Genomic DNA, 14,217 nt, shown 5'->3' with positions numbered 1-14,217 from the left:
ACGTGTACGCTGCTTTTTTTATGCCCGTATTATTTGAAAGCCAACGCTTCCTCCGCGCTAAGAACCGTTAAGCGTTCTCCCAGCCAGAGGGTATCAATGTAAATCTGGTTAGCTGCCTGTACGACTTCGACGCATGCATTATGACCCGATATAACCAGATCAACATTTTTTATCGGATCTACCTGCGCACCGCTCTGTGCGGCATAGAATCGATTTCGATTCCATAAACAGGAATCCAGTTGCGCCAGCTTGAGTTTTTTCATCACAGACCAGTTATCACCGGCCACAATGTTATGGGTAACGCCGATTGTGGACTTGCCACTATCGATCTCCATCGCAGCAGGGCATGTTGACTGGATCAGCTGCGCCCATTCTGTTAACTGATCATGATCATGATCATCCATCCAGAGTCCACCATGCTGGCGCTGTAACGCCAAATCCATCGCATCAGCATACAGTATGCCGCCAATCATTAACCATTCATGATTGCCTAGACAGGCAAAAAACCAATGCTTGTTCAACAAATCAATGCATTGCTCATTTTCCGGCCCACGATCGATAATATCACCCACACTAAAAAGTCGATCCTGGTCAAAATTAAAATGCCGCTGCTCCAACAAGCGCATCAACTCGGAATAATGGCCATGGATATCACCTACAAAAAAATCCCGACCTGATTCATTTTCGTCAAATTTTACGAATAAATTCATCCATTTCCTTTATTCATTAACACATTTATATACTCTTTTACACTTTGTAAACATTTAGTTAGCGTCTTTTCTATCAACTGATTCTAATTTTTGCTATAACCTAGGGATCGAAAAGCGTTTAGCCCACGGATTCGGTGAAACGCAACAAAGGAGTAGATCATACAAGGAGCGTAACAGACTAGTCACTCAAATCAGGTACACCCAAAATAATTATGAAAAAGCTACTCAAATCGCCCAAATCGCTGATACCTGGACTACTCATGCTAACACTGATGATGTCCGGATTCAGTCAAGCAGACAAATTAAAAACATCCGCCTCCCCCGAAGCAGAGAATATTCATCTCGCCTCAGTCAAAGCCTCCGTTTATGATATTAAAAACGAGTCGCTTATCTATGCCAAGAATGCAGATTTAGTTGTGCCAATCGCATCCATTACCAAGCTGATGACCGCGATGGTAGTACTGGATGCCAAGCTTGACATGAGTGAGAAGTTAACCATCACCCGTGCGGATCGGGACGCCCTGAAAAACACGTACTCCAGAATTCGCTTTGGATCCAAACTCAGTCGACATGATTTGATGCTCATCGCGCTGATGTCTTCTGAAAATCGGGCAGCTTCAGCGCTCGGTCGTAATTACCCAGGTGGGATAAAGGCGTTTGTTGCTGCAATGAACAAAAAAGCAAAATCACTCGGTATGAGCAATACCCACTTCGTTGACTCAACCGGATTGTCTCAAGAAAATGTTTCAACCGCTCGCGATCTTGTAAAAATGGTCACAGCTGCTTCCAATTACGAGAAAATTCAACAATTTTCAACAACGCCGGAGTTTGTCGCTCGATTCAGCAGTCCCCGCTATGCATTAAATTACCGCAACACCAATCTTCTGGTCAGGAAAGGAAGCTGGGACATCAATGTGAGCAAAACCGGCTACATCAATGAAGCTGGGCGTTGTCTGGTCATGTTGTCAGAAGTGGGTGACCGTAAACTTGCCATGGTATTCCTCGACTCTTTTGGAAAAAGAACACCTGTCGGCGATGCTAACCGGGTCAAAAAATGGATCGATACCGGTGACAGTGGCCGAATTGCTGGTGCAGCGCTTCGCTATGAGCGTCAGGAAATGAAAAAGCTCATCGCCAGTAACGGCAAAAACAGCTAGGATTATCCAAACGAGGCCGTTACACAAGTGTTCGTTTGGTGTGTAGCGGCCCGTTGAAAAATCTCAATCTGGCAAAACCTTCAGACTCATTTAACTCATCCTACTCTGGATTTTAGCACCCCTGCCCGCTTCTCACTCGATACAGAGCTTGCTTCAATACAGCGGAATAAACCTGCATAGTTATTCTTGATTCCAACTTTTCAAGATCAATAGCAGCCAAGTCAGCCTCGGAAAATTCAACTTTATTCAAATTCTGAAACCAATACACCGGGTCGAGATCAATCCCGCCAAAATCATTGAGCATGACGGTTGAACCCGCATGGCCGAACAAGTTTGCACTTGGAATCAGCGGGAGAACATCACGCACATGGAAAACGTTAATCAAAGCCGTTGAAAAAAGAGATTGCAAATAACGTTGATACGTTTGGTCGGCATATCGAGAGGCCGAAAAGGTAACCACGGCTTCTATTTGTTCAAGACTAACCTTTTCAGCTGAGACCAATCTTTCAGCGATGAGAGTTGCAACTACAGCGCCTGTAGACCAACCGGTGATTACCAGATTTTTTCTTGAGGATAGTTTAAGGCACTCGAACTGATTATCAAGCACAGCCCAGACATGATCAACCAGCTCAAGATAATATCGGTGCGTTGCACACTGACCGCCTTCAAGCTCACCTAACCACGGCACAGGAGTCAATCCAGAATGATATTCATCCACCAGCACATTCAAACTATCCTGCCCGATCAATTCATGAAAAACCAGATACGTTGTGTCCCGTTGCTCGAGGATCGAAAACATATCCGTGCTTTGTCCCCCGTGAAGCATTCGATAGCCTTGGGTTTGTAATATCGGTGCAAATAATCCCGCGTGCTCCCCAGCCATGTGAAAACACAAAAACGAGCAATTTTCAATCAGTCTATATTGATACGTATTAGTGGAGCTTTGAGACGTATTGGCGGGCCCTTGTAACAAAGATGATTCCGCATTCCGAGTGCTAGACTTACCCCCATCATCCAGACGAAGTAGACTCGATCCAGCATTTCGACTGTGCGTCACGGGAGATTTAGGCGCTGCACGTGAGGCAGAACCTTTCCCAGGTCTCAAAGCAGCCCTGATTTGGACAATTTTCTGCAATAAATCAAACCAGAACGGCGCACCTAACGTCAGGCCAATTGCTGTAATCAACCATCCTGCGGCTGAGTGGAGCAAAAATTTTGGATCCATATTGAGGAGCGAAAGTATTGCAGAATCGCTCCAACCGAGATCGGGAGACAACCCTCCATCATTCCCTGAGAACGACGTAAACAGGGAAATTGCATTTGCATTTAGTAATATGGCAAGAATCAGACCACTGAATAATAAATACCAGGAAAGCTGTCGCCGAAACCAACCTCTGGATCGATCAATACTGTCGTTGAACCAAACCTCGATTCTGGTTCTAAACGCATCGATACGCTGACCCTCTTCACGATAAAAAGTATTCAGGGTGACACGCCACGCTTCCTGCCCAGTCGAAAGATGTTCAGCCAACTTTGATTTCAAGGTACCGTCATTATCACAAAACTCTGGATACTGCCCTGACAACAACAAGTCAAGAACAACGTCTACGACAACATGTTCAGGTATATATGAAGGCAATCGATCACTAGAGACTTGCAATGCCTTGATGCGACGGTGTTGATAGAAATCGTTAACACTTTGCTCATCAAGCAGCCGAATCAATGTTTTCTTGAGACATTTACCCCGGATATTGAGCGCTTGGGATATGATTTCCGTAATAGCGGTCACCATAAGACTCAGTATGAAAAATAACCCTACTACGCCCACCAGTGTTTCCAGCAATCCTGCCAAAGTTTAGTCCTCATTCTCTGATTTTTAAGGTTTTTTATTTTACGGGGTCTTGTTTTACAGAGTGTTGTGTTACCGAGTCTTCTTTTACAAAGTGTCGAATGAAGACAGGTCGGCTAATCACCAGAAAACACGCCGCGGAAATCCCGGTTGCCCCCAACAGCATGAACATAACCATAATCTGATAACGTGCAGCTATCGGCGGTGCTACCCCGGATAATATCTGTCCGGTCATCATACCCGGTAACGACACCAGTCCGACAGCAAATAACGAGTTAGTGACAGGAATCAAAGCGGCACGGTAAGCCACTGATCGAGCTTGCTCATACCCATCACCTCGCTTCAATTCTGCACTCAATCGTTCAGCAGAGAGGCTGACGCCATTCATTGCACCGGAAAATACCATCCCGGCCAGAGGAATAAGGTAATTTGGTTTGTACCAGGGCGTAATACCCAGAACGCCTTGTGTCACAACAACTAACGTAAGCCCGCCCCCTGCAACCGTTGCTATCAAGGCATAAGCAAACAGCTTGGAACGATGCGTTTCCACTGTGCGCAAACCGATCCAGCTGGAGGAGATCACCATGATCAACAAAACAGCCAACACAATCGGCGCTTGTTCCGCTGCGAATATAAAGCTGAGCACGTAGCCAATCAATAATAGCTGAACAAGCATGCGTACCAGCGCATACAGCTGTGTTGAAACACCTAACGACCAGCGATACTGGAAATATAAAACAACAATAACAGGGGAAAACGCAATCGCAAGTCGGGTGAGCGGAATAGCTTCAACAGGATCAGACATAGACTTTACTTCAGGATTAATCAGCCAATTATGCCGCTCGCAAACGAGAGCGAACCTCCATAAGCGCATAACCTAACAGATTCAAGCCGGGCCATACATCAGGGCTGCTGGCGAGCGGGTCATCCGCAGCCAATCCAATACCCCATATTTTGTCCAAAGGGCTCGCTTCGACCAGCACTCTTTCACCAGTACCCAACAGATAGGAGAGCAATTCGGGGTGCTGGCTGAACTTGGCCATATTTCCCGCTACCACGAGGTTAAAGCGTTCAGCCGTCCAGATAGCCTCATCAAACCCGTTAACTTCACGCCCCAAACGCTTTGCCTCACCGGGTGTTTTCGCCTTGAATATTCTTTCCCGCGTTTGCGAATCACCAAACAACTGAGCCTTCGCTGCCATCATAAAATGCTCTGCGGTCGGATACAACACACCCTCTTTCTGAAACGGCGCTTCGTACCACTGGCTAAAACACGTTTTGGTTACCGCACTCGATTTGCGATGTCCCCAAAAAAACACATACTTGAAAGATTGCCCGGCGGCAATTGCAGCAACTAACGCCTGATTACTCCTGATCATTCTATTCGCTTCCGTGTAATTTAGTTTTACATTCCAACTCTGTTGAAGCTAGTCGTCAACTAGATACAATACCGGGTTACAAACTAAATCACACCAATTTGGATCTTATAATCCCTCGCCAAATCACTCTACCGGCGCTTTTCCCAAGCACCAATGATAAATTTGAGCAACCAATTTACCATTTTTTATAAACTGACAGTTATTGAAGCTCAAAAAACCAATGGCACACTATGACCTATCTCCTGCCCGTTAAAAAGAATACTATACTAATAAATATTGGCTACTCTCGGTGATAGTGATAGATTCACGTTTTAATGTTTACAAAATGGAACTTAGTAAAATGACTTGGGAGATTTTTTGCGAGTGGCTAGGAGCTATTGGATCAGTTGCATCAATTGTCAGTTTGGGCTTATTTTTTTGGGCAGGCTGGACTCTGACAAAATTCAAGCATCAACTTATTCTTAGGGAAAAAACACCAATACATTTCAAGAAGCTATCGGAACTGACAGTCAAATTAGATCAGGCACGATCTTCAGAATCAGAAAGCGACATATCGCGGGAAATCTTGGTCCAGATACGAATTCAATTGAAGTACCTTCAAAAGCAACTGAAAGATGACGACTTTAGTAGGGAAATTCGAAAACTGGAACCACTAATTGAAAAATATGTTAAAGGTCATACTAAAAGACAAACTGTCACCGAATTAAACGAGATATTTATTAGTCTTCATATCATAATTGAAGAAGGTCGACAGATTATGGATTATATGAGGTGGGAGCTATGAAAGGTCTGCTATCAGTTATAGACGAAAGGGAAAACGCTAACAAAAGGCATTTTATTGCATTAGTTTCCAAACTAATCACACTTACTCGTGAAGGGAAACTTGAGTGGATACCCTGTAATCGCAACTCACTTCCCAAAACGCTTCATCAAGTAACGTCCGCGTTCACGACTACATACCAGTCTAGGACAGTTCTAATTTATGAAGAATTGGTAAGGTTTGATCGCGATCCAATAAACCATCGGCTACTAGCAGCCTTAGCGGCATCCTCAGGAGATGGATATAAACATGTTGTCATTGAGCTAATTAATGATGACGGACTCACCTTATTTCGGTTTCCACAATTCAACATCAACAATAGTTTGTTGATTGAAGTGCAACACCAAACCTCAGAAGTAGACGATTGGATGGAAGCCCTATTAAACGAAACCTCCTCTATTAAAAGCGATCTGAACTGAAGATTACCTATAGACAGTGAGCAGTTACTTTAATCTCGGTATAAGTCAGCCTTCGAATCGCACTTATAAACTTGATAGGTTCAAATATATCAGAAACATACAGAACTCCCCCTGTTGCAGAAGACATGAACTCTAAGATGAAGTTTTCTGCAACAATTTTGCTCGGTAGATGCAATACCTTTTACCGTCGGCGTTTTTCTTATCCTTGAATGGCTGTGGTTCCTAGTGGACGATTTTACCATTTTTCTTTATGCGAACTTGCGCTTTATATACAATTGACCCGTATTTTGATTTTCGTTCTGATATGGTCGCTATGAGTTCCTCTCAGTGCGGTGTGCCAATAGACAAACAGGTGTGCCAAAGGCACACTTAAGGGCTAAAACCCCCCTAAAACGCACAAATAAGCACCAAAACAACCCGGAAAAAATTGAATGAAAAACGCAGTAAAAACAGACCAGAAGCCAGTTATATCAACGAATTCGGGGGATCGGCGCTTTTGCGTTGCACCAATGATGGATTGGACAGATCGTCATTTCAGGTATTTTTGTCGGCTTTTATCCAAACATTCTGTTTTGTACACTGAAATGGTTACGACCGGGGCCATTATACATGGTGATGAAGAACGGCACCTTAAATATGATCCGTTTGAACACCCGTTAGCATTACAACTCGGCGGGAGTGATCCTAAAGCGTTGGCGGAGTGTACCAGACGTGCTGAGGACTGGGGCTATGCCGAGGTGAATCTTAATGTCGGCTGTCCTTCTGATCGGGTTCAGAATAACATGATTGGCGCTTGTTTGATGGCCCATCCCGAATTGGTCGCCGAGTGTATCGATTCGATGCAGCAGGCTGTGAATATTCCGGTAACGGTAAAACACAGAATTGGCATTGATGATCGTGATTCCTATGAAGAATTGCATGGTTTTGTTGATACCGTAGCAAAAACGGGGTGCAAAACATTTATTGTGCACGCCCGAAAAGCAATTCTACAGGGGCTAAGCCCGAAGGAAAACCGGGATATTCCTCCTCTGATCTACCCGACTGTATATCGTCTAAAAGATGATTTCCCAGAGCTCGAAATCATCATAAACGGCGGCATAAAAAGCATTGCTGACTGTAAAGAACATCTCAGTCACGTTGATGGCGTAATGCTGGGCCGCGAAGTGTACCAAAACCCCTGGATTCTGGCACAAATAGATCAAGAGCTTTACCAGCAGCCAGATTCCATTCCAGACAGCCGTCATGATGTTATTGAAGCCTTTTATGACTATGTTCAGCGTCAACTCGACCAAGACGTATATCTCGGTTACATCACGCGTCATATCCTGGGTTTGTTCCACGGGCAACCCGGGGGCCGTAAATTCAGACGTTACCTGAGCGAAAATGCCCACAAACCTGGCGCGGACCTCGATGTGCTCAAAGCCGCCGTGGCACAAGTCGCACGAACCGCAAAGCTTGAAGAAGAAGTCTAAGAAACAATTTCACAGAATTGTCATGAAATACATGATTTTGCCATAAACTCGGGTGTACACTGGCATCATTCATCCATTAAAACAGAAAAATAGATTAAAAAAATGAAGTCGAAGCTAGATCAACTCAAGGAAATGACGACCGTTGTTGCCGACACCGGTGATATTGATGCGATTCGCAAGTGGCAACCAATTGATGCGACAACCAACCCTTCCCTGCTGCTCAAAGCCGCAGCACTACCAGCCTATGAATCATTAATCAAAACTTCAGTCGACCGTGCCATCAGCCAAAGTTCAAGCCAAGAAGAACGTTTGTCTTCTGCTACAGACTATCTGGCCGTGTCCATCGGCTGTGAAATTCTGAAGACGATCCCTGGCCGTGTATCAACAGAAGTGGATGCTCGTTTATCCTTCGACACTGAAGCTACCGTGAACAAAGCACGTAAACTGATCGCGCTGTACGAACAGAACGGCGTATCAAAAGACCGCGTCCTGATCAAGATTGCTTCAACCTGGGAAGGCATCCGCGCCGCCGAGATTCTGGAGAAAGAAGGCATACAGTGTAATTTGACGTTGTTGTTTGCTTTCGTTCAGGCAGTCGCCTGTGCCCAGGCCGGTACCTATCTGATATCCCCTTTTGTGGGTCGAATACTCGATTGGTACAAGCAAAAAGAAGGCCGTGACAGTTATGCTCCGGACGAAGATCCCGGCGTTATCTCTGTCCGTAATATCTACGATTTTTACAAGACCCATGGCTTTAAAACCGTGGTTATGGGTGCCAGCTTTAGAAATACAGGTGAGATCGAAGCACTTGCAGGTTGTGACCGCCTCACGATCAGTCCTGACCTTTTGACTGAGCTGGCAAACGATAGCGGCGACTTAACCCGAAAATTAATTGGTCAACGAGATCAAACTGCCCCGATTCCGGAATATATCACCGAAAAAGTATTTCGCTGGGAGATGAATAACAATCCAATGGCAACCGAAAAACTTGCTGAAGGTATTCGCAAATTTGCGCAAGATCAGGTGTTACTGGAAGAGCGGCTTCAAGAGTATTTCTAAAGGGGCCGCTGTACAGCCGCCAGATCAATACAGTCTGGATCAACACCGACAAACTCCACCTGAAGTAAAGCGCTGGCTGTAAAAATCAGTCAGCGCGTTTTAAATATTTTAACCAATACTTTCTGTAAGGCCGTTTCCGCCTTGATAATCTCCTGAATTGTGTAAAATTAATACTTATAAAACCATTCTGCAGTCCGTAAATATCGCTGCGTCGGGAGGCCAAACCAATGCTTATTATATTGCAGCCAGATCTTGTTCAAGGGGACGCACAATTTAAATCCATTGCCAACTTCCTCGACCATCTACCTGCTGTCACATACAGAGTTCATGAAGTTAAAGGCCAACAACAAACACTGACTGAAATCTACTTATTGGGCGACACCAAAGCCATCGACAAGGAACAGGTTGCCGCACTGCCCGGCGTCGAGCGCGTGATACGCATTTCCGATGAATACCGTATTCTGGGGCGGCACAAAGATGATCAACGACAAACCGGTTTTGACTATAACGGTGTGCACTTTGGCCAGAGCAACCTCCACGTTTTTGCCGGACTCTGTGCAGTCGATAACCCGACAAACGTTGAAACCATGATGAAAGCGTTGCATGCACACGGGCAACGCTGCACTCGAATGGGCGCTTACAAACCCCGGACTAATCCCTACTCTTTTCAGGGGCACGGTCAGTCATGCCTGCATTATGTTTTCGAACTGGCGGGCAAATATGATATCAAAGTCATCGCCATGGAAATTACCCATGAAAGCCATATCGAAGAAATAAATTTTGCACTGGAAGAAACCGGTAATCCAACAGGTGTTATGTTGCAGGTCGGTACGCGAAACACGCAGAATTTTGAACTCTTAAAAGCAATAGGCCGCCAGTCACGCTTCCCCGTGCTGTTAAAACGTGGATTCGGTATCACGCTGAATGAATCACTGAATGCTGCAGAATATCTCGCAACAGAAGGCAACTCAAATGTAATCTTCTGTCTGCGCGGCATGAAAACCTCCGGCGGTAATCCTCATCGTAACATGGTCGATTTCGCTCATGTTCCCGTGGTGAAACGCCTCACCCGCATGCCGGTATGCATTGACCCGTCCCACTCGGTGGGCAATCGTGAGTCAGACCCCTCCGGTCTACTGGATGTTGTGAATGCGACTGCACAGGGCGTCATTGCGGGCGCTAATATGGTGTTGGTTGACTTCCACCCACACCCCGAAGAGGCTTTGGTCGATGGCCCTCAAGCCTTGTTGCTTGAAGAACTGCCCAAATTTCTGGAAGACGTCCAGCTCTGCCACGAAACGTATCAAAAACGAAAAGAAATCTACAAACAAACTTAACTTATACTCAACTAGGGTTAAATTTTTCAACCATAAGCGAAGGAAATCGTACGTGATTATTTATGGTCATCGAGGTGCAATGGGAGAAGCTCCCGAGAATACGCTATCCGGATTTGAACTGGCATACCGTCATGGCATCCGCCATTTTGAGCTGGATATTCGACTCTCCGCCGATGGAGAACTGGTCGTCATTCATGACCCCACACTGGAACGGACAACCGGGCGAAAAGGGAAACCATCCGATTACACAGCAGCTGAACTTGCTGAAATCGATGCCCGTAAAAACGTAAAGCCCTGGTCTGAATTTCAGGGTATACCCAGGCTCACCGATATACTCGAAGCCGTCCCCGAAACCGTACATTTTCAATTCGAGGTCAAAACGGATTATAAAGACCGCCTGAATATACTTTGTAACAGGCTGGTTGAGCTCATTCAACGCAGGCAGTTTCATGACCGTTGCGCGATTACCTCATCGAACACCTGGGTTTTAAAAGAAGTTAAACGGCGGGACGAAACCATTGCCACAGGATTTGTCGCAGAGAATCGATTTCCAAACCCGGTCGATACCGCCATTAAGCATGGTTGCTCATACCTTTGCATCAACTGGCCACTGGTGAACAGAGCTTTAGTCGTTAACGCTCAAGCAAAGAACCTTCATGTTTCCTGTTGGACGGTAAATCGCATCCACGATATTCTGGAACTGGAGAAAGCTGGCGTGGATAGCGTGATCACAAACTTTCCGAACAGCACCCTGACCTACTTCGATAACCGCACCAAATTACAGGTTCCACATCCTGTAGAATAATATTCTATGACTGCTCAGTAAGTGAACTTAATCGGAAGCTGAACCAAGGGCTCATAAACCTACTTATTGAGTCCTGATCTAATTATTAGGAGTAAGTAGGCTGATGAGCACACTTTAGAATAAACTGAGCTTAAAAGATCCGGTTCAATCCGTTTAATGCCGCAACCCGGTAAGCCTCGGCCATAGTTGGATAGTTGAAGGTGGTGTTAATAAAGTAATCCAATGTATTGGCACTGCCGGACTGATTCATGATCGCTTGGCCGATATGCACGATTTCCGCAGCCTGATCCCCAAAACAATGGATACCTAAAATTTCTTTCGTTTCCCGGTGGAACAGCAGCTTCAACATCCCAACCGCTTCACCGGTTATTTGAGCTCGGGCAAGATCTTTAAAAAATGCCTGACCGACCTCATAAGGGACTTTCGCCTCGGTTAATTCACGCTCCGTCGCCCCGACAGAACTAATTTCAGGTATGGTATAGATACCGGTAGGGACATCATTGATATAACGAAAATACTCATCCTCCACAATTGCCGATGAAGCAGATCGACCTTGATCATACGCAGCGCTGGCTAAACTGGGCCAACCAATCACGTCACCTACTGCATATATATTGGGAACTTCAGTTTTGTAGTTCTCGTCAATGGCCAGCTGCCCTCTTGCATTAGGCTGAAGGCCGACATTATCAAGCGCAAGGCTATCGGTATTACCTGAGCGGCCATTACACCACAGGAACGCGTCTGCGCGAATTTTCTTACCCGATTGCAAGGTCAATACAACACCATGTTCGTCACCCTGAACGGATTCGTACTGTTCGTTATGGCGAACCAGTACACCGTTATTCCGCAAGTGGTAACTCAGTGCATCGGAGATTTCGTCGTCCAAAAATGAGAGCAACCGATTACCCGGGTTAACAAGATCCACTTTAACGCCCAACCCGGCGAATATAGATGCGTATTCACTGCCGATGACCCCGGCCCCATAAATAATCAAAGTTCTGGGAGTATGCCCTAATTTCAGAATACTATCGCTGTTGTAGATTCGATTGTGCCTGAAATTCACATCTGGTGGCAGATAAGGTCGTGAACCGGTAGCAATTACGAACGTTTTAGCATGCAATATCTCTTGCGCATTGCCATGACCCTTGATTTCCACTCTGTTTTCATCCAGAAAGGATGCTTTACCACTGAAGAGGTCCACCTTATTACGTGCATAAAACTGTGTGCGAAGCTTTACCTGTTTTGAGATGACACGTTCCGCACTTTGTAGAACGCGTGGAAAAGAAAACCAGCGTGGCTCACCAATATCCCGGAACATCGTATTGGTATTAAAGGTTATAATCTGCTTGACGGAGTGTCGGAGGGCTTTTGAGGGGATGGTGCCAAGATGTGTACAGTTTCCGCCAACCTGGTTCTTTTCTTCGATGATAGCAACTTTTTTGCCATGTTTGGCAGCATTCATCGCTGCTCCTTCCCCAGCGGGTCCCGCACCTATTACAACTACATCATAATGATATTCTGCCATTGACTCAGCTCCGAGTTATATTTTTATACCGTCGTAAGAGTAACGACCGGTTCCTGGGTGGAGGGAAATTCAGATTGTATCTGCACATTGAAGGCTTAAATTGAAACCCATTTCTAATTCAAAACAAATACTAGCCAGGAAACCAATCGTTGGAAGTGCTACATAAAAAGCGTGTCTGTTCCTGACACTTCACTTTTTGCTTGCATCGTAAGTTAAATCATCTAATCCTTTCGCATTGGCTTTTGCTTTTTCGACCTCAGTCTCACACACAGCTTTATCACCTTTACAGATATCGCAGGCAACATCCATCCCCAGCGCGCTCATGCCGCCGCAAGAGCCAGAGATCGGTTTACGCCCCATAAGTACACCGACCGACATCGCTACAACGATCAGTAGCATTACACCAAAGACCACAAAAAATACTGACATCACAAAACCTCTGGGTTAGTTGGATTTGGTTACTATCTTAACATGTTCATTGCAGAATATAGCGGGAAAAATTACCGGTCATCTTTTCGCTGAATTTTTCCCGATCCCGATAAATAAAGTACGCGGCAATGCCTTCTGCAGCAGCAAATTCATAGCCCGTGATCTCACCCATGACCAATAGTGTTGTCGCAAGCGCATCGGCTTCAGCGCAAGTCGCTGCGATCACAGTTACAGACGCTAAACGGTGCTGCACAGGCTGACCGGTTTTCGGATCAATAGTGTGTGAGTAACGCACACCATTCTCTTCAAAATAATTACGATAGTCTCCTGAAGTTGCCAAGCCCTGTCCATTGATCGAAAGCTTCTTAAACGCATCTCTATCCAAAACAGGCTTTTCGACTGCAAGCACCCACGGCGAACCTCCGGGTTTTACTCCTGATGCCCTGAGTTCACCACCAATCTCGACGAGATAATTACGCACCCCTGTTTTTTCGAGGGACTCTGCAACTTTATCGACGGCATACCCCTTGGCTATCGCCGAGAGATCGATATACACATTTTTTTCTTTTACAACATTCCTTGTTTCGCGCTCAAGCTTGAAATATTGATACCCGACTCGGGCCTCTGCAAGTTCAATTTCCTGCCGGGATGGCACCTTTTCTGGCCGACCTTCGGGCCCAAACCCCCAGAGATTCACAACAGGCCCCACGGTCACATCGAAGCTACCCGTACTGCGTTGACTGATATCCTGTGCCATGGACAACACATCAAACGTTAACGGATCAACTTTAAATGGTGTTTGGATAGGCCAGCGGTTTAATTTTGAAAGTTCGGAATCATTTTTATAAGTAGACATAAGGCTATCTACTGTTGTCATCGCTGCGATGGCTTCGACCTTGATGTTTTCCAAATAGTCCGGAGAAGGGTTATCTGCCACGATTTTGACACTGTACGATGTCCCCATAATCCCGCCTGTAAACTCATAAATCTGGGCATCGGGTTGCTTGGAACAGCCAGCGAGAAAGCCAAAAAGAAAGAGGAAAGCAAGATATAAAAACGAGCGTTTGGATTGACGGGCTGGAAATGGGAGATTCAAATTTCGGAAGTGTATCCGTCGAAAAATACAGGAACAATTGATTGCGTTTGAGAATTGAGCGTTTGTCAGCATTGAGTACCAGTTGAAGAGATCATAAATGAACTGCACTTTATAGCACAGTTCATTTAAAGAATTTTTACTCGGAGGGCGTGGCTTAAGA

At 45.5% G+C, this 14,217-nt stretch carries 14 protein-coding genes; 7 read left to right on the top strand and 7 right to left on the bottom strand.

The features are described from left to right. Nucleotides 1–29: 29 nt before the first annotated feature. Nucleotides 30–710: a metallophosphoesterase gene (locus OLMES_RS12935; protein WP_087461640.1), complete on the bottom strand. Its 681-nt coding sequence runs from the start codon at nucleotides 708–710 to the stop codon at nucleotides 30–32. Nucleotides 711–922: 212 nt separating this feature from the next. Here OLMES_RS12935 and pbpG point away from each other — a divergent pair, with 212 nt between their 5' ends. Continuing rightward, nucleotides 923–1,867, top strand: coding sequence for a D-alanyl-D-alanine endopeptidase (pbpG, locus tag OLMES_RS12930; protein WP_087461639.1), 945 nt, complete (start codon nucleotides 923–925; stop codon nucleotides 1,865–1,867). Between the two features lie 112 nt (nucleotides 1,868–1,979). Here the strand turns inward: pbpG and OLMES_RS12925 are convergent, their stop codons facing one another. The 3 genes from OLMES_RS12925 to OLMES_RS12915 are packed head-to-tail and all read right to left on the bottom strand — an operon-like array spanning nucleotide 1,980 to nucleotide 5,095. Next, nucleotides 1,980–3,719 (bottom strand): lipase family protein, encoded by a 1,740-nt coding sequence (locus OLMES_RS12925; RefSeq protein ID WP_087461638.1) that lies wholly within the window; start codon nucleotides 3,717–3,719, stop codon nucleotides 1,980–1,982. 34 nt (nucleotides 3,720–3,753) lie between these two features. Continuing rightward, nucleotides 3,754–4,521, bottom strand: a complete 768-nt coding sequence (locus OLMES_RS12920) for an ABC transporter permease (protein ID WP_087461637.1) — start codon at nucleotides 4,519–4,521, stop codon at nucleotides 3,754–3,756. Between the two features lie 28 nt (nucleotides 4,522–4,549). Continuing rightward, nucleotides 4,550–5,095 (bottom strand): NADAR family protein, encoded by a 546-nt coding sequence (locus tag OLMES_RS12915; RefSeq protein WP_087461636.1) that lies wholly within the window; start codon nucleotides 5,093–5,095, stop codon nucleotides 4,550–4,552. 340 nt (nucleotides 5,096–5,435) lie between these two features. On the opposite strand from OLMES_RS12915, the gene OLMES_RS12910 reads away from it, so the two are divergent. The 6 genes from OLMES_RS12910 to OLMES_RS12885 all read left to right on the top strand — a co-directional run bounded on the left by OLMES_RS12910 (nucleotide 5,436) and on the right by OLMES_RS12885 (nucleotide 11,007). Further along, on the top strand, nucleotides 5,436–5,879 hold the full coding sequence (locus tag OLMES_RS12910) for a hypothetical protein (RefSeq protein ID WP_087461635.1): 444 nt from the start codon (nucleotides 5,436–5,438) through the stop codon (nucleotides 5,877–5,879). Beyond that, the gene (locus OLMES_RS12905) at nucleotides 5,876–6,334 is read left to right on the top strand and encodes a hypothetical protein (RefSeq protein ID WP_087461634.1); all 459 of its coding nucleotides are present in this window, start codon (nucleotides 5,876–5,878) and stop codon (nucleotides 6,332–6,334) included. The genes OLMES_RS12910 and OLMES_RS12905 overlap by 4 nt, the downstream gene beginning before the upstream one ends. 431 nt (nucleotides 6,335–6,765) lie before the next feature. Next, complete coding sequence (gene dusA / locus OLMES_RS12900; protein ID WP_087461633.1) at nucleotides 6,766–7,806, top strand: tRNA dihydrouridine(20/20a) synthase DusA; 1,041 nt, start codon at nucleotides 6,766–6,768, stop codon at nucleotides 7,804–7,806. 102 nt (nucleotides 7,807–7,908) lie between these two features. Continuing rightward, on the top strand, nucleotides 7,909–8,865 hold the full coding sequence (gene tal / locus OLMES_RS12895; protein WP_087461632.1) for a transaldolase: 957 nt from the start codon (nucleotides 7,909–7,911) through the stop codon (nucleotides 8,863–8,865). Between the two features lie 227 nt (nucleotides 8,866–9,092). Beyond that, nucleotides 9,093–10,202 carry a 3-deoxy-7-phosphoheptulonate synthase gene (locus OLMES_RS12890; RefSeq protein ID WP_087461631.1) on the top strand — a complete coding sequence of 370 codons (1,110 nt, stop codon included), beginning with the start codon at nucleotides 9,093–9,095 and terminating at the stop codon, nucleotides 10,200–10,202. A 52-nt stretch (nucleotides 10,203–10,254) separates the two neighbouring features. Then, entirely contained in the window at nucleotides 10,255–11,007 is a 753-nt protein-coding gene (locus OLMES_RS12885) for a glycerophosphodiester phosphodiesterase (protein ID WP_087461630.1), read from the top strand. A gap of 130 nt (nucleotides 11,008–11,137) precedes the next feature. On the opposite strand, the gene sthA is transcribed toward OLMES_RS12885, so the two are convergent. The 3 genes from sthA to OLMES_RS12870 all read right to left on the bottom strand — a co-directional run bounded on the left by sthA (nucleotide 11,138) and on the right by OLMES_RS12870 (nucleotide 14,057). Then, a complete protein-coding gene (gene sthA, locus OLMES_RS12880) occupies nucleotides 11,138–12,532 on the bottom strand; it encodes a Si-specific NAD(P)(+) transhydrogenase (RefSeq protein WP_087461629.1) in 1,395 nt (464 codons plus the stop codon). Between the two features lie 189 nt (nucleotides 12,533–12,721). Then, nucleotides 12,722–12,961, bottom strand: a complete 240-nt coding sequence (gene nqrM / locus OLMES_RS12875) for a (Na+)-NQR maturation NqrM (protein WP_087461628.1) — start codon at nucleotides 12,959–12,961, stop codon at nucleotides 12,722–12,724. Between the two features lie 46 nt (nucleotides 12,962–13,007). Continuing rightward, on the bottom strand, nucleotides 13,008–14,057 hold the full coding sequence (locus tag OLMES_RS12870; protein WP_232465330.1) for an FAD:protein FMN transferase: 1,050 nt from the start codon (nucleotides 14,055–14,057) through the stop codon (nucleotides 13,008–13,010). Nucleotides 14,058–14,217 lie beyond the last annotated feature (160 nt).

Source organism: Oleiphilus messinensis (assembly GCF_002162375.1).
GTDB lineage: Bacteria > Pseudomonadota > Gammaproteobacteria > Pseudomonadales > Oleiphilaceae > Oleiphilus > Oleiphilus messinensis.
This window is presented reverse-complemented; position numbering and strand designations above follow the sequence as displayed.

What these genes read in the sequence shown, in the direction of transcription:
- OLMES_RS12935 (WP_087461640.1), bottom strand. Translation starts at nt 710, where the DNA reads ATGAATTTATTCGTAAAATTTGACGAAAATGAATCAGGTCGGGATTTT.
- pbpG (WP_087461639.1), top strand. Translation starts at nt 923, where the DNA reads ATGAAAAAGCTACTCAAATCGCCCAAATCGCTGATACCTGGACTACTC.
- OLMES_RS12920 (WP_087461637.1), bottom strand. Translation starts at nt 4,521, where the DNA reads ATGTCTGATCCTGTTGAAGCTATTCCGCTCACCCGACTTGCGATTGCG.
- OLMES_RS12915 (WP_087461636.1), bottom strand. Translation starts at nt 5,095, where the DNA reads ATGATCAGGAGTAATCAGGCGTTAGTTGCTGCAATTGCCGCCGGGCAA.
- OLMES_RS12910 (WP_087461635.1), top strand. Translation starts at nt 5,436, where the DNA reads ATGACTTGGGAGATTTTTTGCGAGTGGCTAGGAGCTATTGGATCAGTT.
- OLMES_RS12905 (WP_087461634.1), top strand. Translation starts at nt 5,876, where the DNA reads ATGAAAGGTCTGCTATCAGTTATAGACGAAAGGGAAAACGCTAACAAA.
- dusA (WP_087461633.1), top strand. Translation starts at nt 6,766, where the DNA reads ATGAAAAACGCAGTAAAAACAGACCAGAAGCCAGTTATATCAACGAAT.
- tal (WP_087461632.1), top strand. Translation starts at nt 7,909, where the DNA reads ATGAAGTCGAAGCTAGATCAACTCAAGGAAATGACGACCGTTGTTGCC.
- OLMES_RS12890 (WP_087461631.1), top strand. Translation starts at nt 9,093, where the DNA reads ATGCTTATTATATTGCAGCCAGATCTTGTTCAAGGGGACGCACAATTT.
- sthA (WP_087461629.1), bottom strand. Translation starts at nt 12,532, where the DNA reads ATGGCAGAATATCATTATGATGTAGTTGTAATAGGTGCGGGACCCGCT.
- nqrM (WP_087461628.1), bottom strand. Translation starts at nt 12,961, where the DNA reads ATGTCAGTATTTTTTGTGGTCTTTGGTGTAATGCTACTGATCGTTGTA.